The organism is Brevibacterium sp. LS14 (assembly GCF_012027885.1).
Classification (GTDB): Bacteria; Actinomycetota; Actinomycetes; order Actinomycetales; family Brevibacteriaceae; genus Brevibacterium; species Brevibacterium casei.
In genome coordinates this window covers 34,880-60,341 of sequence record NZ_SJXG01000011.1, presented here as the reverse complement: position 1 = coordinate 60,341, position 25,462 = coordinate 34,880, and the positions used below count along the sequence as shown (strand labels likewise).

The 25,462-nt window shown below is 66.7% G+C and carries 25 protein-coding genes; 6 read left to right on the top strand and 19 right to left on the bottom strand.

The window, feature by feature from the left end:
• The first annotated feature begins 90 nt into the window (after positions 1 to 90).
• Entirely contained in the window at positions 91 to 1,650 is a 1,560-nt protein-coding gene (locus EZE58_RS01780; RefSeq protein WP_167559680.1) for an aldehyde dehydrogenase family protein, read from the top strand.
• A gap of 22 nt (positions 1,651 to 1,672) precedes the next feature.
• On the opposite strand, the gene EZE58_RS01775 is transcribed toward EZE58_RS01780, so the two are convergent.
• The 4 genes from EZE58_RS01775 to EZE58_RS01760 all read right to left on the bottom strand — a co-directional run bounded on the left by EZE58_RS01775 (position 1,673) and on the right by EZE58_RS01760 (position 4,827).
• Positions 1,673 to 2,965 carry a glutaminase gene (locus EZE58_RS01775; protein WP_342474440.1) on the bottom strand — a complete coding sequence of 431 codons (1,293 nt, stop codon included), beginning with the start codon at positions 2,963 to 2,965 and terminating at the stop codon, positions 1,673 to 1,675.
• A gap of 4 nt (positions 2,966 to 2,969) precedes the next feature.
• Positions 2,970 to 3,401 carry a VOC family protein gene (locus tag EZE58_RS01770; RefSeq protein ID WP_167559678.1) on the bottom strand — a complete coding sequence of 144 codons (432 nt, stop codon included), beginning with the start codon at positions 3,399 to 3,401 and terminating at the stop codon, positions 2,970 to 2,972.
• Between the two features lie 15 nt (positions 3,402 to 3,416).
• The gene (locus tag EZE58_RS01765) at positions 3,417 to 4,130 is read right to left on the bottom strand and encodes a DJ-1/PfpI family protein (RefSeq protein ID WP_205772028.1); all 714 of its coding nucleotides are present in this window, start codon (positions 4,128 to 4,130) and stop codon (positions 3,417 to 3,419) included.
• Positions 4,131 to 4,605: 475 nt separating this feature from the next.
• Complete coding sequence (locus EZE58_RS01760; protein WP_167559674.1) at positions 4,606 to 4,827, bottom strand: hypothetical protein; 222 nt, start codon at positions 4,825 to 4,827, stop codon at positions 4,606 to 4,608.
• Between the two features lie 138 nt (positions 4,828 to 4,965).
• Here EZE58_RS01760 and map point away from each other — a divergent pair, with 138 nt between their 5' ends.
• The 3 genes from map to EZE58_RS01745 all read left to right on the top strand — a co-directional run bounded on the left by map (position 4,966) and on the right by EZE58_RS01745 (position 7,599).
• Positions 4,966 to 5,733 (top strand): type I methionyl aminopeptidase, encoded by a 768-nt coding sequence (gene map / locus EZE58_RS01755; RefSeq protein ID WP_063249262.1) that lies wholly within the window; start codon positions 4,966 to 4,968, stop codon positions 5,731 to 5,733.
• A 35-nt stretch (positions 5,734 to 5,768) separates the two neighbouring features.
• Positions 5,769 to 7,145, top strand: a complete 1,377-nt coding sequence (radA, locus tag EZE58_RS01750; protein WP_095376681.1) for a DNA repair protein RadA — start codon at positions 5,769 to 5,771, stop codon at positions 7,143 to 7,145.
• A 61-nt stretch (positions 7,146 to 7,206) separates the two neighbouring features.
• On the top strand, positions 7,207 to 7,599 hold the full coding sequence (locus EZE58_RS01745) for a VOC family protein (RefSeq protein ID WP_223290026.1): 393 nt from the start codon (positions 7,207 to 7,209) through the stop codon (positions 7,597 to 7,599).
• A 56-nt stretch (positions 7,600 to 7,655) separates the two neighbouring features.
• Here EZE58_RS01745 and EZE58_RS01740 read toward each other — a convergent pair whose 3' ends face one another.
• Positions 7,656 to 8,432 (bottom strand): hypothetical protein, encoded by a 777-nt coding sequence (locus EZE58_RS01740; RefSeq protein ID WP_240941046.1) that lies wholly within the window; start codon positions 8,430 to 8,432, stop codon positions 7,656 to 7,658.
• A 36-nt stretch (positions 8,433 to 8,468) separates the two neighbouring features.
• Here EZE58_RS01740 and EZE58_RS01735 point away from each other — a divergent pair, with 36 nt between their 5' ends.
• Both EZE58_RS01735 and EZE58_RS01730 read left to right on the top strand, forming a co-directional pair.
• Positions 8,469 to 9,515, top strand: a complete 1,047-nt coding sequence (locus tag EZE58_RS01735) for an A/G-specific adenine glycosylase (RefSeq protein WP_095376679.1) — start codon at positions 8,469 to 8,471, stop codon at positions 9,513 to 9,515.
• A 125-nt stretch (positions 9,516 to 9,640) separates the two neighbouring features.
• Positions 9,641 to 10,516 (top strand): alpha/beta hydrolase, encoded by an 876-nt coding sequence (locus EZE58_RS01730; RefSeq protein WP_095376678.1) that lies wholly within the window; start codon positions 9,641 to 9,643, stop codon positions 10,514 to 10,516.
• Positions 10,517 to 10,541: 25 nt separating this feature from the next.
• Here EZE58_RS01730 and EZE58_RS01725 read toward each other — a convergent pair whose 3' ends face one another.
• From EZE58_RS01725 to hpt, 14 genes are all read right to left on the bottom strand, one after another.
• The gene (locus EZE58_RS01725; RefSeq protein WP_009380675.1) at positions 10,542 to 11,120 is read right to left on the bottom strand and encodes an amino-acid N-acetyltransferase; all 579 of its coding nucleotides are present in this window, start codon (positions 11,118 to 11,120) and stop codon (positions 10,542 to 10,544) included.
• Positions 11,121 to 11,303: 183 nt separating this feature from the next.
• Positions 11,304 to 13,841 (bottom strand): ATP-dependent Clp protease ATP-binding subunit, encoded by a 2,538-nt coding sequence (locus EZE58_RS01720; RefSeq protein WP_063249268.1) that lies wholly within the window; start codon positions 13,839 to 13,841, stop codon positions 11,304 to 11,306.
• A gap of 547 nt (positions 13,842 to 14,388) precedes the next feature.
• A complete protein-coding gene (locus EZE58_RS01715; protein ID WP_009380677.1) occupies positions 14,389 to 14,724 on the bottom strand; it encodes an Lsr2 family protein in 336 nt (111 codons plus the stop codon).
• Positions 14,690 to 14,935: a hypothetical protein gene (locus EZE58_RS01710; protein WP_095376677.1), complete on the bottom strand. Its 246-nt coding sequence runs from the start codon at positions 14,933 to 14,935 to the stop codon at positions 14,690 to 14,692. The genes EZE58_RS01715 and EZE58_RS01710 overlap by 35 nt, the downstream gene beginning before the upstream one ends.
• Before the next feature lie 3 nt (positions 14,936 to 14,938).
• Entirely contained in the window at positions 14,939 to 16,498 is a 1,560-nt protein-coding gene (lysS, locus tag EZE58_RS01705) for a lysine--tRNA ligase (protein WP_063249269.1), read from the bottom strand.
• A gap of 65 nt (positions 16,499 to 16,563) precedes the next feature.
• Entirely contained in the window at positions 16,564 to 17,454 is an 891-nt protein-coding gene (locus tag EZE58_RS01700; protein ID WP_009380680.1) for a DUF2520 domain-containing protein, read from the bottom strand.
• Positions 17,451 to 19,208, bottom strand: a complete 1,758-nt coding sequence (locus tag EZE58_RS01695; RefSeq protein ID WP_095376676.1) for a PH domain-containing protein — start codon at positions 19,206 to 19,208, stop codon at positions 17,451 to 17,453. Before EZE58_RS01695 ends, EZE58_RS01700 begins: the two co-directional genes overlap by 4 nt.
• Positions 19,209 to 19,210: 2 nt before the next feature.
• Entirely contained in the window at positions 19,211 to 19,693 is a 483-nt protein-coding gene (locus EZE58_RS01690) for a PH domain-containing protein (RefSeq protein ID WP_095376675.1), read from the bottom strand.
• A complete protein-coding gene (locus EZE58_RS01685; RefSeq protein ID WP_009380683.1) occupies positions 19,690 to 20,151 on the bottom strand; it encodes a DUF3180 domain-containing protein in 462 nt (153 codons plus the stop codon). The genes EZE58_RS01690 and EZE58_RS01685 overlap by 4 nt, the downstream gene beginning before the upstream one ends.
• An 18-nt stretch (positions 20,152 to 20,169) precedes the next feature.
• The gene (folK, locus tag EZE58_RS01680; RefSeq protein WP_197932344.1) at positions 20,170 to 21,069 is read right to left on the bottom strand and encodes a 2-amino-4-hydroxy-6-hydroxymethyldihydropteridine diphosphokinase; all 900 of its coding nucleotides are present in this window, start codon (positions 21,067 to 21,069) and stop codon (positions 20,170 to 20,172) included.
• On the bottom strand, positions 21,066 to 21,908 hold the full coding sequence (gene folP / locus EZE58_RS01675) for a dihydropteroate synthase (RefSeq protein WP_095376674.1): 843 nt from the start codon (positions 21,906 to 21,908) through the stop codon (positions 21,066 to 21,068). The genes folK and folP overlap by 4 nt, the downstream gene beginning before the upstream one ends.
• Positions 21,909 to 21,911: 3 nt before the next feature.
• Complete coding sequence (gene folE / locus EZE58_RS01670; RefSeq protein ID WP_009380926.1) at positions 21,912 to 22,526, bottom strand: GTP cyclohydrolase I FolE; 615 nt, start codon at positions 22,524 to 22,526, stop codon at positions 21,912 to 21,914.
• Positions 22,526 to 24,685 (bottom strand): ATP-dependent zinc metalloprotease FtsH, encoded by a 2,160-nt coding sequence (gene ftsH, locus EZE58_RS01665; RefSeq protein ID WP_095376672.1) that lies wholly within the window; start codon positions 24,683 to 24,685, stop codon positions 22,526 to 22,528. Before ftsH ends, folE begins: the two co-directional genes overlap by 1 nt.
• 189 nt (positions 24,686 to 24,874) lie before the next feature.
• On the bottom strand, positions 24,875 to 25,426 hold the full coding sequence (gene hpt, locus EZE58_RS01660) for a hypoxanthine phosphoribosyltransferase (RefSeq protein WP_009380922.1): 552 nt from the start codon (positions 25,424 to 25,426) through the stop codon (positions 24,875 to 24,877).
• Between the last annotated feature and the right edge of the window lie 36 nt (positions 25,427 to 25,462).

The following is a 25,462-nucleotide window of genomic DNA, read 5'->3' as shown; positions in this document are numbered from 1 at the left end:
GGCCCGCACCGACCCGATCGATGCCCGCACCCTAACCGACGCCACTGACACAACCCACCGGAGCAGATCTCCGCTGACGAAAGGACCACGATGACCACCGCACCCACGGCCACGACCGCCCTGCCCTCCGATGACACGATCACCGGTCTCCTCGATGAGGGCTTAAGGGCCTGCGGTGTCGACGCCGCGGTCCTGTCACCCGATGCCGGCGCCGGGGCGAGGCTCACGGCCCGCTCCCCCATCACCGGCCAGGTCCTCGGGACCCTCGTCGCGGACACCCCGGAGACCGCCTCGGCGAAGATCGGACAGGCTCTCACGGCCTTCGAGACTTGGCGCGACGTCCCGGCACCGGTGCGCGGTCAGCTGGTGGCCCGGTGGGGTGAGCTGCTTGCCGAGCACAAGGAGGAGCTTGCCAAGATCGTCACCGTCGAGGCCGGCAAGACCCCATCCGAGGCCGCCGGCGAAGTGCAGGAGATGATCGACATCTGCGAGTTCGCCCTCGGTCAGTCCCGCCAGCTGTGGGGCAAGACGATGCCGAGCGAGCGCCCCGGCCACAGGCTCATGGAGACGTGGCATCCTCTCGGCGTCGTCGGGGTCATCTCCGCCTTCAACTTCCCCGTCGCCGTGTATTCGTGGAACACCGCACTCGCGCTCGTGGCCGGGGATGCCGTCGTGTGGAAGCCCTCGGAGAACGCCGTCCTCGCCGCCCTCGGTGCCCAATCCCTGCTCGCCCGAGCCGCCGCCGAGGTGGGGGCACCGGAAGGGCTCGTGCCCGTGCTCATCGGGGGCCGGGACATCGGTGATGCGATGGTCCGCGACGACCGCGTCGCCCTCGTCTCGGCGACGGGGTCGGTGCGGATGGGACGCGAGGTCGGGCCCGTCGTCGCCGAGCGCTTCGGGCGGGTGCTGCTCGAACTCGGCGGCAACAATGCCGCGATCGTCGCCCCGAGCGCCGACATCGACCTCGCCCTCCGTGGTGTCGTCTTCGCCGCCGCCGGGACGGCTGGTCAGCGGTGCACGACTCTGCGAAGGCTCATCGTCCATGAATCGATCGCCGAGGCCTTCGTCGAGAAGATCGTCGCCGCCTACCGGACGTTGAGCATCGGCTCCCCCACCGAGGACGGCGTCCTCGTCGGCCCGCTCATCAACGAAGCAGCGTACGAGGCGATGCAGAAGACGCTGCGCCAGGCGGAGGACGAAGGCGGGGAGATCCTCGTCGGCGGCGGCCGGGTGCTCGCCGACGAGCGACCCGACGCCCACTACGTCGAACCCGCCGTCGTGCAGATGCCCGCACAGACCCCGGTGATGGAGTCAGAGACGTTCGCCCCGATCCTCTACGTCGTCACGTACACCGACCTCGACGAGGCGATCACGCTCCACAACGGTGTGCCGCAGGGTCTGTCCTCGGCGATCTTCACCTCAGACCTCGCCGAGGCGGAGACCTTCCTCTCCCGGTCCGACTGCGGTATCGCCAACGTCAACATCGGCACCTCGGGTGCTGAGATCGGCGGCGCCTTCGGCGGGGAGAAGGAGACCGGCGGAGGACGGGAGTCCGGGTCGGATTCGTGGAAGGCCTACATGCGCCAGGCCACGAACACGATCAACTACTCCGGTGAGCTGCCTCTGGCGCAGGGCGTCGAGTTCCTCTGAGCCAGCGTTGGCGCCCGTGGCCTCAGCCGCGGAGCGCGTCGGAGAGTTCGTCGGCGCGCTTCGGTGAGTAGCCGCCGCTGGGCTGCTCACCGCGGAGGATCTCACCGTGCCCGGCCTCCGGTTCGCCGAGGACGCGGTCGGGGTCGACGAGCCTGACGTCGAAACCGCGCTGGTCGAGCTGCCGCATTCCCTCAAGGACGATTCTGCGGGCGATGTCGTTGACCCGGTGCACACGCGTGACGTCGACGACCAGCGGCCCGCGCCCGGTGCTTTCAGCGAGGAAGGAGCGGAGCACTCGTTCGGATTCGACGAAGCGCAGATCGCCGAAGATCTCGTGGACGGGGATGTCGTCGACGATGCTGCGGCGGACGACGGAGGAGGCCACCTCGGCGACGTCCATGAGATGCAGGCCCATGTCGTGGTTGAAGCGTTCGAAGATCCGGACTCCGCGGGTGCTGTTGCCGTGCTCATCGAGCCGCGGGGAGAAGACCGCGATGCCGAGTTGACCGGGGAGGACGCCGATGAGACCGCCGGCAACGCCGCTCTTGGCAGGGATGCCGACGCCGGTGAGCCAGTCACCGGCGGAGTCGTACATTCCGCACGTCGTCATGACGCTGAGCACCTGACGGTTGACCTCGGGATCGATGACCTGTTCCCCTTCGGGGGTGCGGCCTCCTGCGCCGAGGACAGCGGCCATGCGTGCAAGGTCGCCCACCGTCACCGAGGCGGAGCACTGGCGAGTGTACCCACGCACGACCTCGGTGGGGTCGCCTTCCAGGACACCGACCGAGTTGAGCATGTAGGCGATCGCGAGGTTGCGGTCGGCATTGGCCGACTCGGACTCGAACACGTCCTCGTCGACAGTGATCTCCCGACCGGCGAGTCGCGACATGAAGTCGAGGACTCGGTCCACGCGCTCTTCGGCACTGTCTCCGGCGATGAGCGCGTGGGAGGCGATGGCTCCGGCGTTGATCATCGGGTTGCGCGGGCGGCCTGAGACAGGGTCGAGGGAGATCTCGTTGAAGGCATCGCCGGAGGGCTCGACATCGATGTGGGCGAGCACATCATCGAGGCCGTTGTCCCCAATGGCCAGGGCGTACGCGAACGGCTTCGAGATCGACTGGATCGAGAAGCGGTCCTCGTCGTCGCCCGCCGAATAGAGTTCGCCGTCGGGGGTCGCAAAAGCGATCGCGAGCCGATCAGGATCAGCGTGCTTGAGTTCGGGAATGTAATCGGCGACAGCTCCGCCGTCCTCGTGGCAGGATTCGAGCAGCAGTCCCATGTACTGCTCCATCGGGGTGGTCGTGGATCCCACTTCTCTAACCCACCGCCACGAATTCGAGCTGGACGTTGTCGGGGTCCCTGAAGACGACAGTCGAATAGGAGAACGGTTCGGTGAGGTCGCGGATACCGGTGTGCGCAATTCCCAGCTCATCGAGCCACTCGACCCAGTTCTCCAGGGTCGCACGGTCCTCGACCTGCAGCGAAACATGATCGAGACCGGTGCGCGACTCTTCGAAAGTCTCACCCTCATTCGCAGTGTTGGTGTGGAGTCCGATGATCATGCCCGATGCGGGGTCGGCGAGGAGGACGCCGTAGCCGGTCGATTCGCGGTCGTAATGGGGAAACGTTCCCGGCTGGCGCTCCCAACCGAGTACGCGCTGATACCATTCAAGACTTCTGTCGAGGTCAGTGACAGTCAACGAGAGGTGATGGAGGCCGGTGACGGGTGGGGTGCTCTGATCGTCCATAGCGGGTGCCTTCTTTCAGGATTCGTGGGGGTCTGCAGCGGACCGGCGTTCGGAGAGGTATTCGACTGCGAGCCGACCAAGGGCATTTGCCGCCTGAGGGCTGTCTCCGGAGACGAAGTTGCGATCGCGGTGTACGAGACCGGAGACGTCATGGTTGATCACCGTAATGCCCTGTGCTTGCAGTGCTTCGCCGACGTACCAGGTCATCTCTCCCGGCAGATAGCCACTGGTGATGCTCGGTTCGGAATCGACTTCGTCGGGATAGGCTGCGGTCTCAAACCCCGCGAAGGGATTCTCCTGTCCGCCGAGACCCCCTGCCGCCAGAGCCGCGGGTCCATGACAGATAGCAATAAGGGTGCGGTCGCGATCCTGGATCCAGCGCAGTACGCGAGCGACTTCCGGGCTCTGCGGCAGACCGATCATCGCACCGTGTCCACCGGGGAAGTAGATCGCTGTGTACTCGTCGAGGTCACGATCGCTGATCTCGGAGAGCGTCAGCGGGTTCGCGAACTTGGACTCGAAGCGTTCGTAGATGCCCTCGACTGCTTCATCCTCGGACGGAAAGGCCCAGTGCTCGAATTTGACCATGCGGCCGGAGAGCGTAGCGACGTCGATGTCGTATCCCGCTGCCTCGAGATGGAGGAGCGGCACGAGTGTCTCGATCGGATGGTTGCCGGTCGAGAACCACATGTCTCCCTTGATCGGCAGGTACCGCTCGTCAGTGCCCACCATGAGGATCCGTCCGACCGATGGATTGTCCGGAGGTGAACTCGGACCATCGTAGTCAGTGACTTGCGGAGCATGGGCCAAGGATGTCGTCGAAGGAAAGTACGCTCGGCGTTCGGCGGGGTCCGGATTGTCTCGTGACGCCATCTCAAAGCTCCAATGCGTAAGGTCCGTTGCCCATCCACCTTAGGCACACCCGCATCCGGATGAAAAGGGCTCTTGCCGAATATCTGCACCGCTTCAAGGTGCGAACCGAATGGACGATGACAGGGGATCCTCGCGCAAATGTCTGGGCCCACCGGAGACCATGCCGATGGTTTCCGAGAATCCTTTCATCACCGGAACCCGACGCCAGGACGTCGCATGATCTGCGGTTGTCGTCTGGCTGGTCCTGACAGGCTGCACCGCGATCAGCATCCTCAGCTTGCGAACCGCTCTTCGCCCCCGGCGGGTTCGGACACGTGGTCGCTGACTTGCCTCAGCTGCTCATCGAGGCTGAGTCCTCGCCACGTCTCCGGCGGGAGTGGAAGCGCTTCCAATGGTCATAGAGAGTTGCGGCCAGGCCGCCCAGGGAAACGAGCGGGAAGACGATGAGCCACAGCGGCCACCACTGCTCTCCGTTGCGCAGCGCTTCCTCTCCGTTGAGCAGCGAGAGCGCCAACGACGTTCCGAGGGAGAAGGCGACGATGAGATTCCTCATGGTCGCGAACTTATCGGTGTCCACGTCTCGACTCAACCACCTTCGTTGACGCGATGATGCCACCGGCAACCCGCCGCGCCCGCATCTGCCCCGGAGAACTAGAATTGCCGGTGAGCACAGACGACAAGGAGCACACCCGTGATTGAGCTGAAGACACCCGCCGAGATCGACAAGATGGCGGTGACCGGTCGCTTCGTGGCGAAGACGCTGACCGAACTGTCTGAGACAGCCGAACCGGGCATGAATCTCATGCACCTGGAGAAGCGGGCGCGCAGACTCATCGAGGAGGCCGGCGCGAAGTCGTGCTATTGGGACTATGCCCCGTCCTTCGGCTCGGGCCCGTTCCGCAACGTCATCTGCCTCTCCGTCAACGACGGCGTCCTCCACGGCAAGCCGCACGACTACGTCATGCAGAACGGTGACCTCCTCACCCTCGACTTCGCCGTCTCCATCGACGGCTGGGTCGCCGACGCCGCCCGCTCGGTCGTCGTCGGCGAGGGCAGTGACGAGGACCAGCGCCTCATCGACTCGACTTGGGCCGGGCTGGAAGCCGGCATCGGCGCCGCCCAGCCGGGGGGCCGCCTCGGCGACATCTCGCAGGCGATCGGGGACGTCGCCGACGAACAGCGGATCCCGGTCAACCTCGACTTCGGCGGGCACGGGCTCGGGCACACGATGCACGAGGACCCCCACGTCGCCAACCGCGGCAAGGGCGGCCGGGGCATGGTGCTCAAGCCGGGCCTGACGCTGGCGATCGAACCGTGGTGGTCGTTCACCTCGAAGAAGCTCAAGGTCGACGAGGACGGCTGGACGCTGCGACTGGCCGACGGCTCGAACGGCGCGCATTCGGAGAACACCATCGCCATCACCGAGGACGGCCCGAGAGTGCTCACGACGCTCGACTGAGCGTCCGTGTCCGTGCCGCATGCCAGACTGATCCCATGTCCTACACCTGCACCGAATGCGGCTACTCGACCGTCAAATGGCTCGGCCGCTGCCCCGAATGCCAAGCCTGGGGAACGCTCGAGGAGAAGGGCCAGACCGCCTCGACGGTGAAGACGAAGGTGAAGAAGTCGAGCGGCGCGAAGTCGATCACGAAGGTCGACTCGACGCTCGCGGTGGCACGCAGGACCTACGTCGATGAGTTCGACCGCGTGCTCGGCGGCGGGATCGTCCCCGGCGGGGTCATCCTGCTCTCCGGTGAGCCGGGGGTCGGCAAGTCGACGCTGCTGCTCGACGTCGCAGCCCGGGCCGCGAAGTTCGAATCGACCGTCCTCTACGTCACCGGCGAGGAGTCGGCCGGACAGGTGCGCCTGCGGGCGAACCGGATCAACGCCCTCGAGGAGAACCTCCTGCTCGCCGCGGAGACGGACCTGGGAACCGTGCTCGGCATGATCGAAGCCGAAGACCCCGACCTGCTCATCGTCGACTCGATCCAGACCCTGGCCTCCTCCGAGGTCGACGGCGTTCCCGGCGGTGTCACGCAGGTGCGCGAAGTCGCCGCCGCCCTCATTCGCGAAGCCAAGGCCAGGTCGCTCTCCACGGTGCTCGTCGGACACATCACGAAGGACGGCACGATCGCCGGACCCCGTCTGCTCGAGCACTTGGTCGATGTCGTCTGCACGTTCGAAGGCGAGAAGCACTCCCGACTGCGCATGCTCCGGGCGGTGAAGAACCGCTTCGGACCCACCGACGAAGTCGGGTGCTTCGACATGGAGGAGAACGGGATCAGGAGCCTCGAGGACCCCTCCGGCCTCTTCCTCTCCCGCAGCACCGGCTCGAATCCCGCCGGAACGTGCCTGACCGTCACCCAGGAGGGCAAGCGTCCACTCCTCGTCGAGGTCCAATCCCTCGTCACCGAATCAGTCGCCGGGCAGGCGCGTCGATCCGTCTCCGGCGTCGACTCCTCCCGAGTGGCGATGATGCTCGCCGTGCTCAGCCAGAACATCTCGACGACGAGCTTCGCGAAGTCTGACGTCTTCACCGCCACGGTCGGCGGAGCCAGACTCGCCGAACCCGCCAGTGACCTGGCGATCTGCCTGTCCCTGGCATCGGCGGCGAAGGACAGCGCCCTGTATGCGAAGTTCGTCGCGATCGGTGAGATCAGCCTCTCCGGTGAGATCCGCAACGTGCCCAACATCGGCCAGCGGCTCAGCGAGGCGGCGAGACTGGGCATGAACCGCGCAATAGTCGCCCGCGGCGCCCTGCGCGGGGTAACCGTCCCCGACGGCATGGTCGTCAAAGAGTGCGAGCATATCGCCGAGGCGGTCGCCACCGTCGTCAAGGACAAGTCAGAGGACCCCGCGGACAGCAAGTGAGCTTGCCTCCGTCTCGAAGAAAGTCCGGGACAACGGAGAGAAAACAGGGCATGCTTGGAAGATGACGACCACAGTGTTTCCCACGCTGAGGACCACCGACATGGAGGCCACGACCACCCTGCTCGTCACCCTCGGCTTCACCGAGCGACTCACGGTTCGCGACGACGAGGACCCGAGTCTCATCCTCCACGCCGAATACGCACTCGGCGACACCGGAGGCATCATGGTCGGTTCGGTGCGCCACGACGGTTCGGCCCTCGACAGCGTCGGTGGAGCCTCCATCTACGTCGTCGTCGCGACCGAGAGGGAGGTCGACCGGCTCTACCGGGAGATCATGGAACTCGGCCATGCGATCGTCAGACCGGTGGCCACACAACCGCACGGCGGCAGGGAGTTCGACTTCCGTGACCACGACGGCAATTCGTGGGGCGTGGGGTCCTACCGCGGGGCTTGAGGCCCGTCCTGGACTAGAATCCTCAGACCCGTCCGGAAGCAGAACCCTCAGGCCCGTCAGGGCGAAGAATCCTCCGAGCCCGCAGTCTCTTTCGGAGAGGCGTCCTCGGACTTCTTCTTCTCCTCGTCCTTCGCCTTCTTCTCCTCGGCTTCCTTCTTCTCCTTGGCCTTGGTCGCCTCATCCTTCTCGAGCTCGAACTGCGCAGGAGCGCTCTCCTTGTCGCCGAGCTTGACGACGAGGGCGTACTTCCCCGGGGCGAAGCCCTTGTCCGTCTTGTTGCAGTTCTTGTCGACGCGGACCCGATTCCATTCGAACTGCGCAGTCTTCTGCGACTGCGGCGCGAACTCCGTCGGCGCCTCGGCGTTCTCGTCATCGTCGGCGGCGCAGTACTTCGACGACCAGACGACGTCGGAATCCTGCATGACGACGAATTCCTGCTGCTTCGTCCCCACCTCGATGAGGCAGGTGGCCGTGTGGTTGTTCGCCACCGTCATCTCGAACTTCGGCTTCGCGTTCTCGTCGTAGCTCTTCTTGTCGACCTTCGCGCTCACAGCGACGGCCTTCTCCGGGCACGCACCGCTGGCTGCCTTCTCGTCCGGCACGGGAGCCTGTGGGGTGGGTGAAACGGTGGTCGGGGCCGGCTCGGCCGTCCGCTCTCCCCCACCGCCGGTCAGAACCTTCGTGATCCCGACGACGCCCAGGACGAGGAGACCGATGACGACGAGGCTGAGCACACCGAGCGTGATCCGACGCCGACGGTAGACGTGCGCAGGCAGCTTCCCGCTAGACTGGCGGGGCTGCTTCGGCTGCGAACCACGATCGGAAGGAGTCATCGCAATGAGCCTAGGCAATTGCGAATGAGCATCCAAATGACACACCGCACCACGTCCCAAACTGGGATCACCCCCACAGATGCGGCCTTCCCGGACGTGCCCGAGGCTGACATCGCCGAGGTTCGGGCGACGATCATCGACTGGTTCGCCACCGCCGAAAGACCCCTTCCCTGGCGAGATCCTGAGACCACCGCCTGGGCGGTCCTCGTCAGCGAGATCATGTCCCAGCAGACTCCTGTCGCCCGCGTCGAACCCCGGTGGCGGGCGTGGATGGCGAAGTGGCCGACCCCGGCTGATCTCGCTGCCGCCCCCACCGCCGAGGTGCTCCACAGTTGGGATCGTCTCGGCTACCCCCGCAGGGCGCTGAGGCTGCAGGAGGCCGCCCGAGTCATCGCCGAGGAGCGGGACAACCGAGTCCCTGAGACCGCCGCCGAGCTCGAGGCCCTGCCCGGCATCGGGTCCTACACCGCGGCCGCGGTCGCCTCCTTCGCCCACGGCCAGCGCACGACCGTGCTCGATACCAATGTGCGCAGGGTCCTCATCCGGGTCTTCGCCGGCCGAGACCGGCCCACCACCTCACCGAGCAGGCGGGAGACTCAATGGGCCGAACAGTTCGTGCCTGCCGTCGACCATGTGCGGTGGAACGCCGGGGTGATGGAGTTCGGGGCCCTCGTGTGCACCGCCCGCAGTCCGAAGTGCGACGACTGCCCCCTCGCCGAGGTGTGCGCCTGGAATCGCTCAGGACGCCCCACTTCGGCGACGAAGCCGAGGACCCAGAAATGGGCCGGGACGGACCGACAGCTGCGCGGGGCGATCATGGACGTCCTCAAGGCCCGACACGAAGAGACCCTCGACGAGGCGGCGGACGATCGACACGACGGCGTCCCCTTCGACCTCCTCACCGCCCCCACGGCGGCCCTCGATGAGGACATGGTCGAATCCCTCGGAACGGCCACCTCGGCGAAGCTGAGGAGGATGCGCGACCTCAGCGCCGACGCAGAGCGGATCGCGCGGCTGGCAGCCGATCTCGTCTCGGACGGCCTGGCCGCACGACACGGGGATCGTCTCAGCCTGCCGCGGTGACGGACCGGCCGCCGGCCACGGTGCGGACACGGGACACGGACATCGGAGTCCTCGACTCCTCCGGACCCTCACAATTCCCTCAACGCACCTTGCCTCGTGCGCGGATCCTGTTGTTAGATGAGACCATGGACGCGCGCTTCATCACCGTCGACGACAATTCGTTCCACTGCCTGGTCAGCGAGCCTGCTGACGACAGCGCTGAAGCAGTGATTCTGCTCCACGGCTGGCCGCAGACCGCAGGTTGCTGGCGCGATGTCATTCCCAGACTGCACGGACCGGACGCGGATGCCCGGTACCGTGTCGTCGCACCCGACCTGCGCGGCTATGGGCTCAGCGACAAACCGGCGGACGGCTACGACAAGCGGAGCATGGCCTGGGACATCCTCGGCATCATGGACTCCCTCGGCATCGACCGCGCCCATTTCGTCGGCCATGACCGCGGCGGTCGAGTCGCCCATCGACTCGCCCTCGACTCGCCCGAGCGGGTCGCCACGCTCACCGTCCTCGACATCGCCCCCACCCATGCGATGTTCACCAACGGCCGGATGCGGACGGCTGAAGGCTACTTCCACTGGCTCCTCCACATGCAGAAGGACCTCCCGGAGGCGCTCACCGCAGGCAGGACCGCTGAGTACCTGCGCTACTTCTTCGAACGCTGGACGGTCCGCCGAGACCGGCTCGATCCGCACATCGACGACTACGTCCGCGCCTTCGAGCAGCCCGGGGCCATGCGGGCGGCCTTCGATGACTACCGCGCCACCCACGAGGATGTCGCCGTCGACGAAGAGGACTTCCGCGCGCAGCGGAAGCTGACGATGCCGGTGCTCGCACTGTGGGGTGCCGGCGGTCTGGCCGCGAACACGGACATCGCCACCGTGTGGGAGTCCTACACGGAGCAGGTCGACGGACGCGCCATCCCCGACTGCGGCCACTTCATCCCCGAGGAGGCACCGGAGACCCTGGTCTCCGAGCTCCGGGAGTTCTGGTCGCAGTCCCGCTGAGCCGCGACCCGGGATCGGCAGCTGCCTAGAGGTACTTGATCATCCGGGTGTTGCCCAGTGTGTTCGGCTTGACCCTGGCGAGGTCGAGGAACTCGGCGACGCCCTCGTCGGCGGAATGGAGGAGTTCGACGTAGACCTCGGGCGAGACGGGGATGCCCTTGATCGGCTCGAACCCGAGGGACCCGAAGAACCCGGTCTCGAAGGTGAGACAGAAGACTCGGTTGACGCCGATCTCGACGGCGTCGGCGAGCAGCTGGCGGATGAGCGCCTTGCCGACTCCCCTCCCCCGGTAGTCCGGGGAGGTCGCTACGGTGCGCGCCTCGGCGAGGTCGGCCCAGATGATGTGCAGTGCCGCGCAGCCGGCGAGGATCTCCGAACCGTCAGGCTGCTCGTCGACGACGAGCCAGAACTCCTGGAGGGACTCGAAGTAGGTCACGGTGTCCTTCGCCAGCAGGATCCGCTGTTCGGCCAGAGGCTCGACGAGCGCTTCGATGCCCTTGACGTCTGATGTCCTCGCCCGGCGCAGGCGCAGCCCGCTCGGCAGCCCATGCGGCTGGTGGTGGTCTGCGGCGACGAGTCCGTGGTCGAAGGCGGCTGAGCTCATGCCCTCATTCAACACCATCGTCGGCGCAGGACTCATCGTTGTCCGCACCCGAGGCGGGGGCGGGCTGAGCTCCTCCGCAGACAGCGAAGCGGCCTCGGGGCGAAGAACCGTGGTTCTTCGCCCCGAGGCCGCTTGCGGTGGGCGTCGGTTCGGTCAGCCGATCAGATCAGCCGACCGCTTCGCTCAGGACGCTGAGGATCCGGACGATCCGGCACCTGCGAGCTCCTCACCGGAGGTCGAATCATCGCCTCCCGACGTCGGGAACGTCTCCGTCTCGACGCCGTCGAAGGTGAACTTCGCATCCTTGCCTTCGCCCTCGATGTCGACCTTGATCGTCTGACCGCGGCCGATCTCCTTGAACAGGATCTTCTCCGAGAGCTGGTCCTCGATCTCGAGCTGGATCGTCCGACGCAGCGGACGGGCACCGAGCACCGGATCGTAGCCGCGATCGGCGAGGAGGTTCTTCGCCGCATCGGTGAGCTCGACCTTCATGCCCTGATCGGCCAGACGCGTGTCGAGGCGCTCGAGGAAGAGGTCGACGATCTCGATGATCTCCTCCTTGTTCAGCTGCGGGAACACGATCGTGTCGTCGACGCGGTTGAGGAACTCGGGACGGAAGTGCTGCTTGAGCTCTTCGTTGACCCGCTGCTTCATCCGGTCGTAGTTGGTCTTGGTGTCACCCTCGACCTGGAATCCCATCTGCAGACCGCTGGAGACGTCGCGCGTACCCAGGTTGGTCGTCATGATGATGATCGTGTTCTTGAAGTCGACCTCACGACCCTGCGAGTCGGTGAGTCGGCCGTCTTCGAGGATCTGCAGCAGCGAGTTGAAGATGTCCGAGTGGGCCTTCTCCACCTCGTCGAAGAGGACGACCGAGAACGGCTTCCGGCGCACCTTCTCCGTGAGCTGACCGCCCTCTTCGTAGCCGACATAGCCGGGAGGCGAACCGAAGAGACGCGAGACGGTGTGCTTCTCCGAGTACTCCGACATGTCGAGGCTGATGAGCGAATCCTCATCCCCGAAGAGGAACTCGGCGAGTGCCTTCGCAAGCTCGGTCTTTCCGACACCTGTCGGGCCGGCGAAGATGAACGAACCGGATGGCCGCTTCGGATCCTTGAGGCCGGCGCGCGTGCGACGGATCGCCCGCGAGATCGACTTGACCGCGTCGTTCTGGCCGATGATGCGCTTGTGCAGCTCGTCTTCCATCCGCAGCAGACGCGAGGACTCCTCCTCGGTGAGCTTGAAGATCGGAATGCCCGTGGCCGAGGCGAGCACCTCGGCGATGAGATCGGCATCGACCGTGGCAGAGGTGTCCTTGCCGCTCTTGCGCCACGCCTCGGTCTGCTCCTCCTTCTCGTGCTGGAGCTTCATCTCCGAGTCGCGCTCTGAGGCGGCGAGTTCGAAGTCCTGCGCGTCGATCGCTGCTTCCTTGCGGTGACGAGCCTCGAGGATCTTCTCCTCGAGGTCGCGGATCTCCTGCGGCACCGACAGACGCGAGATGCGCAGCTTCGCACCCGCCTCGTCGATGAGGTCGATCGCCTTGTCCGGCAGGTACCGGTCGTTGATGTAGCGATCGGACATGTTCACCGCCGCGGCCAGCGCACCCTCGGTGATCGTCACCTTGTGGTGGGCTTCGTACTTGTCGCGCAGACCCTTGAGGATCTCGATCGAGTGCGCGAGCGAGGGCTCGGGCACCTGGATCGGCTGGAAGCGGCGCTCGAGAGCGGCATCCTTCTCGATGTGCTTGCGGTACTCGTCGAGCGTCGTCGCACCGATCGTCTGCAGCTCACCGCGGGCGAGCATCGGCTTGAGGATCGAGGCGGCGTCGATCGCACCTTCGGCGGCACCCGCACCCACGAGGGTGTGGATCTCGTCGATGAAGAGGATGATGTCTCCGCGGGTGCGGATCTCCTTGAGCACCTTCTTCAGGCGTTCCTCGAAATCACCGCGGTAGCGGGACCCGGCGACGAGCGACCCGAGGTCGAGCGTGTAGAGCTGCTTGTCGGTGAGGATCTCGGGGACCTCGCCGTTGACGATGGCCTGGGCCAGACCCTCGACGACGGCGGTCTTGCCGACGCCGGGCTCACCGATGAGAACGGGGTTGTTCTTCGTCCGGCGGGAGAGGATCTGCATCACGCGCTGCATCTGCTCGTGGCGGCCGATGACCGGGTCGAGCTTGCCCTCGCGGGCGGCGGCGGTGAGGTTGCGGCCGAACTGGTCGAGGACGAGCGAACCCGACGGGGTGCCCTCCTCGCGTCCGCCTGCGGCCACGGGCTCCTTGCCCTGGTAGCCGGAGAGGAGCTTGATGACTTCCTGACGCACACGCCCGAGATCCGCGCCGAGCTTGACGAGGACCTGAGCGGCCACGCCCTCTCCCTCGCGGATGAGGCCGAGCAGGATGTGCTCGGTGCCGATGTAGCTGTGGCCCAGCTGCAATGCCTCGCGGAGGCTGAGCTCGAGGACCTTCTTCGCGCGCGGGGTGAACGGGATGTGCCCGCTCGGCGCCTGCTGGCCCTGCCCGATGATCTCCTGCACCTGATCGCGCACCTGCTCGAGGGAGATGTCCATCCCCTCGAGTGCCTTGGCTGCCAGGCCCTCACCTTCGTGGATGAGGCCGAGCAGGATGTGCTCGGTGCCGATGTAGTTATGCTTGAGGAGTTTGGCCTCTTCCTGGGCGAGCACCACCACTCGGCGGGCTCGGTCAGTGAACCGCTCGAACATATTCACCCTCCTGGAGTCTTCGTATTCTGTAGAGCGTAACGACCCGCCCCCTGGATCTATTGCACGTTTCGCCCTCAGCCGAAACCGTTCGGCTGAGGGCGAAATCGGTTGCCGAACACACCCGCGTTCCCGGCCGCACCCATGCGTCCTGCCGTCTTCCGGACACCGCCGAGGCGGTCGACCGATGTCCGATCCCTCACCGACCGTTCGGAGCGGGGATCCGAACGGATGCCCGCTGGATGATTTCACCGCTGTTCCGCATCCGGAACCGGGGTGACGACCGATCTTGCGGACTGGACTTAACTCGGCGGTAATGTCTGGCGACAGGTTCTATTTGACCGTTCGCGCTCAGCTCATTCACAAGAATCGTTGGAACTTCTCAAAACATTCCCATTCCCCGGATTCCCGAATTGCGAGACGATCGGGCACCGCGAATAACGCTGTAAACAGAGAACCGCGGGAACGACGATCCTCTCGTCGCTCCCGCGGTGCCCTTCTATTGTCCGCATCGGACCGACCGCCTTATCGGCGGAGTCCGACCGGGTATTCAGTTCTCGGCGGCTTCGTAGGCCTGCACGATCTCCTGCGGAATGCGTCCGCGGTCACCGAGCTGGTAGCCGTTCTCCTGCGCCCATTCGCGAATCTTGGCGGTATCGCGCTTGGGTCCGGAACTCGACGATCCTCCGCGGCGTCCACGTGAGCCGGGATTGGCCACGCGGCGCGCTTTGGCGATGTACGGGGCGAACGTCTCCCTCAGCTCTTCGGCGTTCTTCGTCGAGAGCTCGAGTTCGTACGTGCCCTGGTCGAGGCTGAAGCGAACGGTCTCCGCTGCTTCCGAGCCATCGAAATCATCCGTGAGGACGAGTCGCATCTCCCGTGCCATGTTCACCCTTTTCGTGTTCAGAAGACTTTACGGGTGTAAGCATAACATCTGTTTCCGCATTAGCGTCCAATTCGCTAACCTCATGTTCGGAATAGAATTTCTCGATCTGCTCGCGTTCGCGCCGATCCGCGCGAACAATGTTGCGCATCACGTACCAGAAGAGCAATCCGACGCATATCGAGGGAAGCAGGGCTTTGATGAGGTCGAGCACGACTCAGCCTTCCTCTCGGGATTCCGAATTCGCGGTCGCGATCGGTTTGGTGAAGGGGAAGAGAATTGTTTCTCGAATACCGAGCCCGGTGAGCGCCATGAGAAGTCGGTCGAGACCCATTCCCATTCCGCCCGTCGGGGGCATTCCATGCTCCATGGCCATGAGGAACTCCTCGTCGAGGCCCATCGCCTCGTCGTCGCCGCGGGCGGCGTCGGCGGCCTGGGCTTCGAAGCGCTCGCGCTGGATGACGGGGTCGACGAGCTCGGAGTAGCCGGTGGCGAGTTCGAACCCGCGCACGTAGAGGTCCCATTTCTCGACCACGCCGGGCTTCTCACGGTGTTCGCGCACCAGGGGTGAGGTGTCGACGGGGAAGTCGGTGACGAACGTCGGCGCCCAGAGCCTGTCCTTGTAGAAGTGCTCCCACAGCTCCTCGACGTATTTGCCGTGGGACCGGAAGACCCCGCCGAGGTCGACGTCGTTGTCCGCTGCGATCTTCTCGAGCTCCTCGATGCCCGTGAGCGGGGTGACCTCGACCCCGGACTCAGCGGAGAGGGTCTCGTACATGCTCACGACCGCCCACTCGCCGCCGAAGTCGTATTCGGTTCCGTCCTCGAGGGTGACCTGGAGGGAGCCGGTGGCGTCCTGGGCCGCGTTCTGGACGAGCGTCTTCGTCAGCTCGGCGATCGAATGGTAGTCACCGTAGGACTGGTAGGCCTCGAGCATCGCGAACTCGGGCGAATGCGTCGAATCCGCTCCCTCGTTGCGGAAGTTGCGGTTGATCTCGAAGACGTTCTCGATGCCGCCGACGATCGCCCGCTTGAGGAAGAGCTCGGGGGCGATGCGCAGGTACATGTCGATGTCGTAGGCGTTCATGTGGGTCTTGAACGGCCTGGCCGCCGCTCCGCCGTGCATGACCTGGAGCATCGGGGTCTCGATCTCGATGAAGTCCTGCTCGGCGAAGGTCCGGCGCAGGGAGGCCATCACCTGGGCGCGGGTGCGCATCGTCTCCCGGGCGGCGTCGCGGGTGATGAGGTCGAGATAGCGCTGGCGCACGCGGGTGTCCTCGGCGAGCTCGGTGTGCAGTCCCGGCAGGGGGCGCAGCGCCTTCGAGGCCATCGCCCACGAGTCGGCGAGCACCGAGAGCTCACCGCGCTTGGACTTGATGACCTTACCGTGGAGGAAGAGGAAGTCGCCGAGGTCGACGTCGGCCTTGAAGTCCGCGAGACGGTCCTCGCCGACCTCGCGCAGCGAGAGCATGCCCTGCAGGCGGGTTCCGTCACCGGACTGGAGGGTGACGAAGGCGAGCTTGCCGGTGGTGCGGACGAAGACGACACGGCCGACGACGCCGACGACGTCGTCGGTCTCGTCTCCGGCCTCGAGATCGGGGTGGGCGGCGTGCACCTCGGCGAGGGTGTGGGTGCGGGGCACCGAGACGGGGTAGGCCTCGGTGTCGGAGTCCAACATCCGCTGCCGCTTGTCCTTGCGGATCCGGATCTGCTCCGGATCGAGGTGCTCCTGCTGGGATTCTGCGGCTTCGGGGGCGATCGACTCAGTTTCTGCCATGGGATCAAGGCTACCGTGCGCCCGCCCCGCGGGGGAATTCGCGTGAGCCCGACGAGACCCCGGTCTCAGTCGAGGAGAGCGAGGATCTCCTGGGCCTGCGCCTCGGTGATCCGACCGAGTGCAAGCGCCTTCGCCGTCGTCGACCGGGCCAGTGCGATGTAGCTGTTGCGGGTCGCCGGACTGGAGACGCTGAGACTGTATTCGCTCAGGGCGGCCAGGTGCGCGGCCAGGGTTCCCGCGTCGCCCCGGCTGACCGGACCCGTCAGGGCCTTCGCACCGTTCTGCAGGGTGTTGGCGACGCTGGCGTCGACGAGGGCGGTGAGGACCCGGGAGGGATCGTCGACCCCCGCCTCGGTGAGCATGTCGAGGGCTTCGGAGATGATCGTGATCGTGTGGTTCGAGGCGTGGGTGATCGCGGCATGGTAGAGCGGACGGTCGGCCTCGGCGATCTCGATCGGCTCCGCTCCCATCTCGACGACGAGGGCCTCCCCGACCGGGCGAATGGGTGCCGGGGCGGTGACGGCGACCGTCGACTGCCGCAGCCGCGGCAGGTCGAGGGCGGTGCCGGTGAAGGTGAGCGAGGGGTGGAGGGCGATGGGCAGGGCTCCGACGCCGGTCGCGGGTTCGAGGACGTCGGTGCCGAAGCGTCCGGCGCAGTGGACGATGATCTGTCCGGCATGGATGCGCCCGAGGGCGGCGAGACCGGAGACGAGGGAGGAGATCTCATCGTCGGGGACGGCGACGAGGAGGAGCTCGGCGCGTTCGGCGATCCGGTCGGGTGGGAGGACCGGAACCCCGGGCAGCATCTCCTCGGCCCTCTCCAGGCTCGTCGCCGAGGTGGCGCTCACCCCGATGATCGCGTGCCCGGCCGCCCGCCAGGCGGCCCCGATCACGGCACCGACCCGCCCTGCGCCGATGATGCCGATGCCCAGCCGCGGTGCGTCGGGGACGCTCATCGGCCGATCCCCGTCCCGCTGCGGACCTGCTCGTCGTAGCGCTGCCGGGCGATGCGGGTGCGGTCGGCGTGCTCGGCGAAGAACGCCAGAGCATCCTCGGTGGCCTGATGGGTGACATGGGGTTTGATGGGCCCTGCCGTCGAATGGACGGCGACCGTGGCGAGCCCGAGGGCCCGCTGGAGGGGCCCCTGCTGGAACTGCATCGACTGCACGCGCTCATGCGGGACGAAGTCGACTCGGCGTTCGAAACGGCCGAGGCGGATGATCAGCAGCGCATCGGTGAGCGCGAAGGCGCGACGCCTCCACACGAGCGGATCGATCCACCGTGAGGACCGCGGCTGCCGATGGAACTCCGCCTCGGCGGCGGCTGCCTCAGCACCGTCCGCGACCGGACCGTGCATCGCGGCGAGGATGAGGCTGCGCACGCTCACTCCACCGGAAACCCGGGGTTCGGGCAGCGCGAGGCCGATCATCGTCAGCGCCTGGTCGAGGTCGCCGACGGGCAGGAGCAGGTTCGACTCACCGGACTCGCCGGAGCTGGCGATGTTGTACTCGGCCTTCCACCATCCGGCCTTCCGCCACAGGAGCGGCTGGTGGAGCGCCACGGCCTGCACCCGGTCGAGCGGGATGACCTTGCGCGAGGTCGAGGCGAGACCGTGGCTGACGGCGAGCCCGGAGTCGGTGAGGCGGACGACGAAGTTCGCATTGTTGAGGTCCTTCTTCACCGAGGCGAAGGCGGCGATGCCGGCGGGCAGGACGCCGAAGAGCATCGGCACGGCGGCTTCGCGGACGCCGCTGATGAAGAGGATGATCGCTGCGACGATGACGGCGACGAAGATGAGGACGCCGATGAGGAAGTCCGTCTTGAGCAGGGAGGCGATGACCACCCGGTGGACGGGGACGCGGATGATCTCGCCCTCGTCCTTGACCTGGGCCGACACCCCATAGGGAGCGAGCATGTCGTTGAGGCTGCCTTCGGCCTCCCCGAGCGCGTCGCCGGCCATCGTCGAGAGCCGTTTGGTCAGCCGCACGCCGACGCTGTCGCCGGCGCGTTCGGGGGCTGAGAGGTCGATCGTCGGTGCGCGGGTTCCGTCTCCCCCGTCACCGGGAATTCCCTCGCCGAGGCTGTCCCCCGTCTCCGTCGCACCCTGGCCCTCCCCGGGGCCCGGGGCATCGGCGGGCGCGGCGGCCTGTTTGACGTCGCGAACGGCGGCGAGAAGTTCATCGCGCAGCAGGTCGGCGCGCTTCCTGCTGAGGTACTTCAGCGACACGTTCGATCCCTTGCCTCCGGCGACGTCGAAGACGAGTTCGGCGAGTCCGAGGAGGCGCGGCAGGAGCTTCTGCTGGAGGTCGATCGACTGGACGCGGTCGAGGCGGGCTTTGCGCACCTTCTTCGCGAGCAGACCGGAGCGCGCGTAGATCGCCTCGTCGTCGACGCGGTAGCCCATGACCCGCCACGCGAGCCAGCTGTAGAGGGCGCCGATGAGGACGATGAGGACGATTCCGCCGATGACGGCGAGGAGCACGAGCTGGTGGGAGCCGAGCCAGGCGGCGAAGGAGAGGTCGATCGCGTCGCCGCTGGCGAGGTCGCTGATGGCCTGCTGGATGAAGTTCTGACCCACGTAGCCGCCGGTGACGATGATGACGACGATGATGCCGAGGCTCTCGAGCAGCGGCGTGAGCGGGTGGACACGGTGCCAGACGTCGGGGGCGGCCACCTCGGCGAGGGTGTCGGTCCCGTTCTGCGATGCCATGCTCACAGGCCTGCCAGGTTCGCCTGCCCGAGGCCCGCGAGACTGTCGCGCAGGCGGTCGGCGTCGGCACGGGGCAGGCCGGGGATCGTCGCATCGGTGGCGGCTGAGGCGGTGTGGAGCTTGACGGTGGCGAGGCCGAACATCCGGTCGATCGGGCCGGTGTCGACGTCGACGAACTGGAGGCGCCCGTAGGGCACGACGGTGGTGCGTCGGAAGAGGATCCCCCGGCGGATGAGGAGGTCGTCATCGCGTTCGGCATAGCCGATGACCTTGGCCTGACGGTAGAGGACGACGAGGTAGACGATCGTCCAGATGAGGACGGCGACCCACGGCAGGTGGAGCCACGGCTGGTCGCGGATGAGCACGGGCAGCGCGATCGCGGCGGCAAGGAGCGGGACGAAGAAGCACAGGGAGGCGATGGTCTCTTTGAGCCAGTACTTGGGGCTGACTCGGGTGAAGACGACGGCGTCCGGAGTGGCTGTCATGCGGCTTCGGCTCCTGGAGGGTCTTGGGGCGGGAGAGTACAGAAGATCTCGACGATGATGCCGACGATCATCAGCGCGGCCGCGGCCGCCATCGCCAACAGCATACCGGCAGCCAGATCGTTGCGGATGCCGGGCGCGGAGAGGAAGTAGTACGCGGCGTTGCCCACGTACCATCCGGCCAGTCCGGCTCCGGTCAGGGCGCTGGCCTTGGCCATCACCGCCACGCGCGCAGCCTGGAGGGGGTCGATCTCGCGGGTCCGGTCACCGTCGTTCCATCGCTTGATGGGGTACCCGAGGACGAGGAGGACGGCGGAGAGGATGAGCATGCCGATGATCGCGAACCACGGCTGACCGGGCAGGGCGAGGCCCTGGGATTCGAGCAGGACGTCGACGACGACGCCGAGCAGGGTGCCGGCGGTCGCCCAGAGGACGAGGGTGCCCGGTGTCGTTCGCTGCATGTATCCCAGTCTTGCAGATCAGGCGTCTGCGCGCTCGATCCCCTGGTCGTCGAGGGAGGCGATGGCCTCGGCGATCGGTCGCGGCCCCGTCGGTGAGTCGACGACGGTGTCCGGGGCGATCTCCGCCCAGGGCACGAGGACGAAGGCCCGCTCGTGGGCGCGCGGGTGCGGCAGGGTGAGGGCGGCGGAGTCGAGGACGACGTCGACTCCCCGGACGGTGTAGGCGATGACGTCGATGTCGAGCGTCCTCGGCCCCCATCGCAGCTCACGGGTCCGTCCGCAGGCGACCTCGATGCCCTGGCAGACGGCGAGCAGTTCGCGTGGGGGCAGGGTCGTCTCGACGATGACGCCGAGGTTGAGGAAGTCGTTCTGCTCGACCCCGCCCCACGGTGCGGTGCGGTAGAGCGAGGAGCGGGAGGCGACGCTGATGCGCGGGTGCCGGTCGAGGGCGGCGACGGCCTCATCGAGGGTGGTCGCGGCCTCGCCGAGGTTGGCACCGAGGCTGAGGTAGGCGCTGGCCGACGCGGGGTCCGATCCGTCGGCCCGCGCTGCCGTCTCCCGGGACCGGTCGACGGTGACGGTCACGTCGGCGAAGGTGCGTTCGATCGGGGCACTGGGTTTGTGGACGACGACCTCGACACGCTCGGTCAGGGTCAGGCAGTGGGCGGCGATCGCCTCGGCGAGGGTCTCGATGAGGTCGAACGTGTTGTCCTCGACGATGCGGGCGACATCCTCGGCGAGTTCGCCGTAGTGGATGGTGTCGGCGATGTCGTCGGTGGCCGCAGCCGCCGCCGTCGACGCGTGGAGGGTGACGTCGATGACGAAGTCCTGGCCGTCGCGCTTCTCGAAGTCGAAGACGCCGTGGTTGCCGCGCACGGTGAGTCCGCGCAGCGCGATCCGGTCCGGCAGCCCGCTCACCGCTGCGTCCACGGTGAGGGCGCGGAACCGGAGTGGTCGGCGATGGCGCCTGCGACCCGGCACGCCAGCGCCGAGGAGGCCGGGTCGTGGACGCGCACGGCCCACGCTCCGGCCTGGGCGGCGAAGGCGGAGATCACGGCGGTCGCCTCGTCCTTCTCAGCCTCTCCGGCCTGGGCCGGATCCTCAGGTGAGACGAGAGAGGCGATGAAGCGCTTGCGGCTCGCGGCCACGAGCAGGCGCTGATCGAAGACGGCGAACTCGCTCAGCCCGGCCAGAATCTGCCAGTTGTGCTCGGCGTTCTTCGAGAACCCCAGACCCGGGTCGACGATGATGTCGGCGGGGTCGACGCCGGCGGCGACGGCGGCGTCGATGCGGGTGCGCAGCTCGGCGATGACCTCGGCCACGACGTCGTCGTAGTGGAAGCTCGCATCCGCCCGGTCGAGGTAACCGCGCCAGTGCATGAGGACGATGGGAACGCCGGTGTCGGCTGCGACGGAGAGCATCGCGGGATCGGACAGGCCTGCCGAGACGTCGTTGATGATCTGCGCCCCGGCGTCGATGGCGGCCGCGGCCACGCGTGCGCGCATCGTGTCGACGCTGATGCGGGCCCCTGCGCCGGCGAGCTCGCGGACGACGGGGATGACGCGACGCAGCTCCTCGGCCTCATCGACGCGGGTGGCTCCCGGCCTCGTCGACTCTCCGCCGATGTCGAGGATGTCGGCTCCGGAGGAGAGGAGGTCGAGCCCGTGGGCGACGGCCGAGGACTGGTCGAACCAGCGGCCGCCGTCGGAGAAGGAGTCGGGCGTGACGTTGAGGACGCCCATGATCTGCGTCGCCATCGCTCAGCCTCGGAGGATGAGGCTCATCGCCTCCGCCCGGGAGGCCGGTTCGCGCAGCTGGCCGCGCACCGCCGAGGTGATCGTCGAGGCACCGGGTTTGCGCACGCCGCGCATCGTCATGCACAGGTGCTCGGCTTCGACGACGACGATCGCGCCCTGCGGTTCGAGGTGCTTCATCAGGGCGTCGGCGATCTGACTCGTCAGCCGCTCCTGCACCTGCGGGCGGCGAGCATAGACCTCGACGAGGCGGGCGAGCTTCGACAGACCCGTGACTTTGCCGTTCTTCGCCGGGATGTAGCCGACATGGGCGACCCCGTGGAAGGGGACGAGATGGTGTTCGCACATCGAGTAGAGGTCGATGTCGCGGACGAGGACCATCTCCTCGTGGCTGATGTCGAAGGTCACCGAGAGGATCTCGGCGGGGTCCCGGTGGAGGCCGGCGAAGATCTCCTCGTACGCCCGGGCCACGCGGGCCGGGGTCTCCTGCAGTCCCTCACGGTCGGGGTTTTCGCCGACGGCGAAGAGGATCTCGCGCACGGCCGCGGCGATGCGGTCATGGTCGATCGTCGGTCGTTCCTCAGCGGTCTCGCCGAGGTCGCTGAACACGTAGTCGGTCATCAGCGGTCGCTTCCTGGGTCGTAGCCTCCACCCGTGGACGGACCGATCGGGCCGGTGGGCCCGGTCGGTCCCGAGGGGCCGGTCGGACCGTTCGGGTCGACGGGTCCCGGCGGGTTGTGCGGAACGTCGGGGCCGTTGGTGCCGGTGGGTCCGGCCCCCGGCAGGTCGGTCGTGTCGGGACCGGGTCCGCCGCTGTGGCCCGTCTCGCCGTTGCCGCGGCCGCTGGCGGGCGCCGGCGGGACGATGGGTCCGCGGTCGGAGACGGGACGCTCGTCGTTGGCCAGCCACACGTCGCGGCGGGGGCGCTTGACGACGGTGGCGAAGATCGCCTCGAGTGCCGCCTGGTCAAGGGTTTCGCGTTCGAGGAGCTGGTAGGCGAGGCTGTCGAGGACGTCGCGGTTGTGGGTGAGCACCCAGTAGGCGTCGGCGTGGGCGGTGTCGATGAGCAGCCGCACCTCTTTGTCGATGGCCGAGAGCGTCGAATCGCCGTACTCGTCGCCGCCTCCGTAGCCGCGCCCGGCGAAGGGCTCGGACTGGTCGTCGCCGATCTTGACCATGCCGAGCTTCTCGCTCATCCCGTACTGGGTGACCATCTTCCGGGCGATGTTCGTCGCCTTCTCGATGTCGTTGCTCGCCCCGGTCGTCGGGTCGTGGAAGACGACCTCCTCGGCGACGCGTCCGCCCATCGCATAGGCGAGCTGGTCGAGGAGTTCGTTGCGGGTCGTCGAGTACTTGTCCTCGGTCGGCAGCACCATCGTGTAGCCGAGCGCGCGACCGCGCGGGAGGATCGTCACCTTCGTCACCGGGTCGGTGTCGTTCATCGCCGCCGCCACCAGCGCGTGCCCGCCCTCATGGTAGGCGGTGACGAGGCGCTCCTTGTCGTTCATCAGGCGTGTGCGCTTCTGCGGTCCGGCGATGACGCGGTCGATCGCCTCGTCGAGGATGCGGTTGTCGATGACCTTCGCGTTCTCCCGCGCGGTGAGCAGGGCGGCTTCGTTGAGGACGTTGGCGAGATCGGCGCCGGAGAAGCCGGGCGTGCGCTTGGCGATCTGTCCGAGGTCGACGTCGGGGGCCAGCGGCTTGTCCTTCGCGTGGACCTCGAGGATCCGCTTGCGGCCCTTCATGTCCGGGGCCTCGACGGGGATCTGCCGGTCGAAGCGGCCCGGGCGCAGAAGCGCGGGGTCGAGGACGTCGGGACGGTTGGTCGCGGCGATGAGGATGACGTTGGTCTTCACGTCGAAGCCGTCCATCTCGACGAGGAGCTGATTGAGCGTCTGCTCGCGCTCGTCGTGGCCACCGCCCATGCCGGCGCCGCGCTGGCGGCCGACGGCGTCGATCTCGTCGATGAAGATGATACAGGGGGCGTTCGCCTTCGCCTGTTCGAAGAGGTCGCGGACGCGGGAGGCGCCGACGCCGACGTACATCTCGACGAAGTCGGAGCCGGAGATCGAGTAGAAGGGCACTCCTGCCTCGCCGGCGACGGCCTTCGCGAGCAGGGTCTTGCCGGTTCCGGGCTGGCCGTAGAGGAGCACGCCCTTGGGGATCTTCGCGCCCACGGCCTTGAACTTCTCGGGTTCGGCGAGGAACTCCTTGATCTCCTCGAGCTCTTCGAGCGCCTCGTCGACTCCCGCGACGTCCTTGAACGTGACGTCGGGGTTCTCCTTGTTGACGAGCTTGGCCTTCGACTTGCCGAAGTTCATCATCTTCCCGCCGCTCATCTGGGAGATGAGGAACCAGAAGACGATGAAGATGATGACGAAGGGGATGAGTGTGCCCAGCAGCGACATCAGCCAGCTCTGCTGCGGCACCTCGTCGGTGTAGCCCTGCGTCGGGTTCGACTCGGTGATGGCCTCGACGACCTCGTCGCCGCGCTGCTCGACATAGTAGAACTGGACCTTGTTCCCGAAGTCCTGACCGTCGATCTTGAGGTCGTCCTTGAGGGTGAGGTCGACGCGCTGGTCGCGATCGACGATCTTGACCTGTTCGACCTTGTCGTCGGCGAGGAGCTTGAGTCCCTGTTCGGTGTCGATCTGGCTGAACCCGACCCGACTGAAGAGGAGCGCACCGATGGAGACGACGAGGAGTGCCATGACGATCCAGATCAACGGACCCTTCGTCGCCTTGGTGAGCAGGGGACGTCGCTTGTTGGACTCGGCCATAGATCCTCTCAGGAATTCAGTCTCGACAGCCCGGCCAGGCCGCCGCGGCTGCCTGGGAGCATCCCCCACAGCCTAGTACGTACCTCTGGGATAGCGGGAATCCGTGAGGTTTTGTTCCCAGGCCAGGTCAGCTGTCAGCGAACGCGGGGTTCGCGTTCAGCTGTGTGCGTCGACCGGCGGCGGGTTCGCTCAGCTGTAGACGTGCTGGGCGAGGGTCGCGACGAACGGGACGTTGCGGTACTTCTCCGCGTAGTCGAGCCCGTAGCCGATGACGAACTCGTTGGGCACGTCGAAGCCGACGTACTTGACGTCGATGTCGACCTTGACGGCTTCGGGCTTGCGCAGCATCGTGCAGATCTCGACGTCGGCGGCTCCGCGCGAGCGCAGGTTCTGCACGAGCCACGAGAGGGTGAGGCCGGAGTCGATGATGTCCTCGACGATGAGGACGTGGCGTCCGGTGAGGTCCGTGTCGAGGTCCTTGAGGATCCGCACGACGCCTGAGGACTTCGTGCCCGACCCGTACGAGGACACCGCCATCCAGTCCATCGTCACCGGGGAGTGCAGGGCGCGGGCGAGGTCGGCCATGACCATGACCGCTCCCTTGAGGACGCCGACGAGGAGGATGTCCTTGTCCTTGTAGTCCTCATCGATGGCGGCTGCCAGTTCAACGAGTCGGGCGGCTATCTGTTCTTCCGAGACGAGCACTTCTTCGATGTCATTGCCGAGATCGTTGATGTCCACTGCAGTCGGTTCTCCTCGTGTGGGATGGGTGTGCCT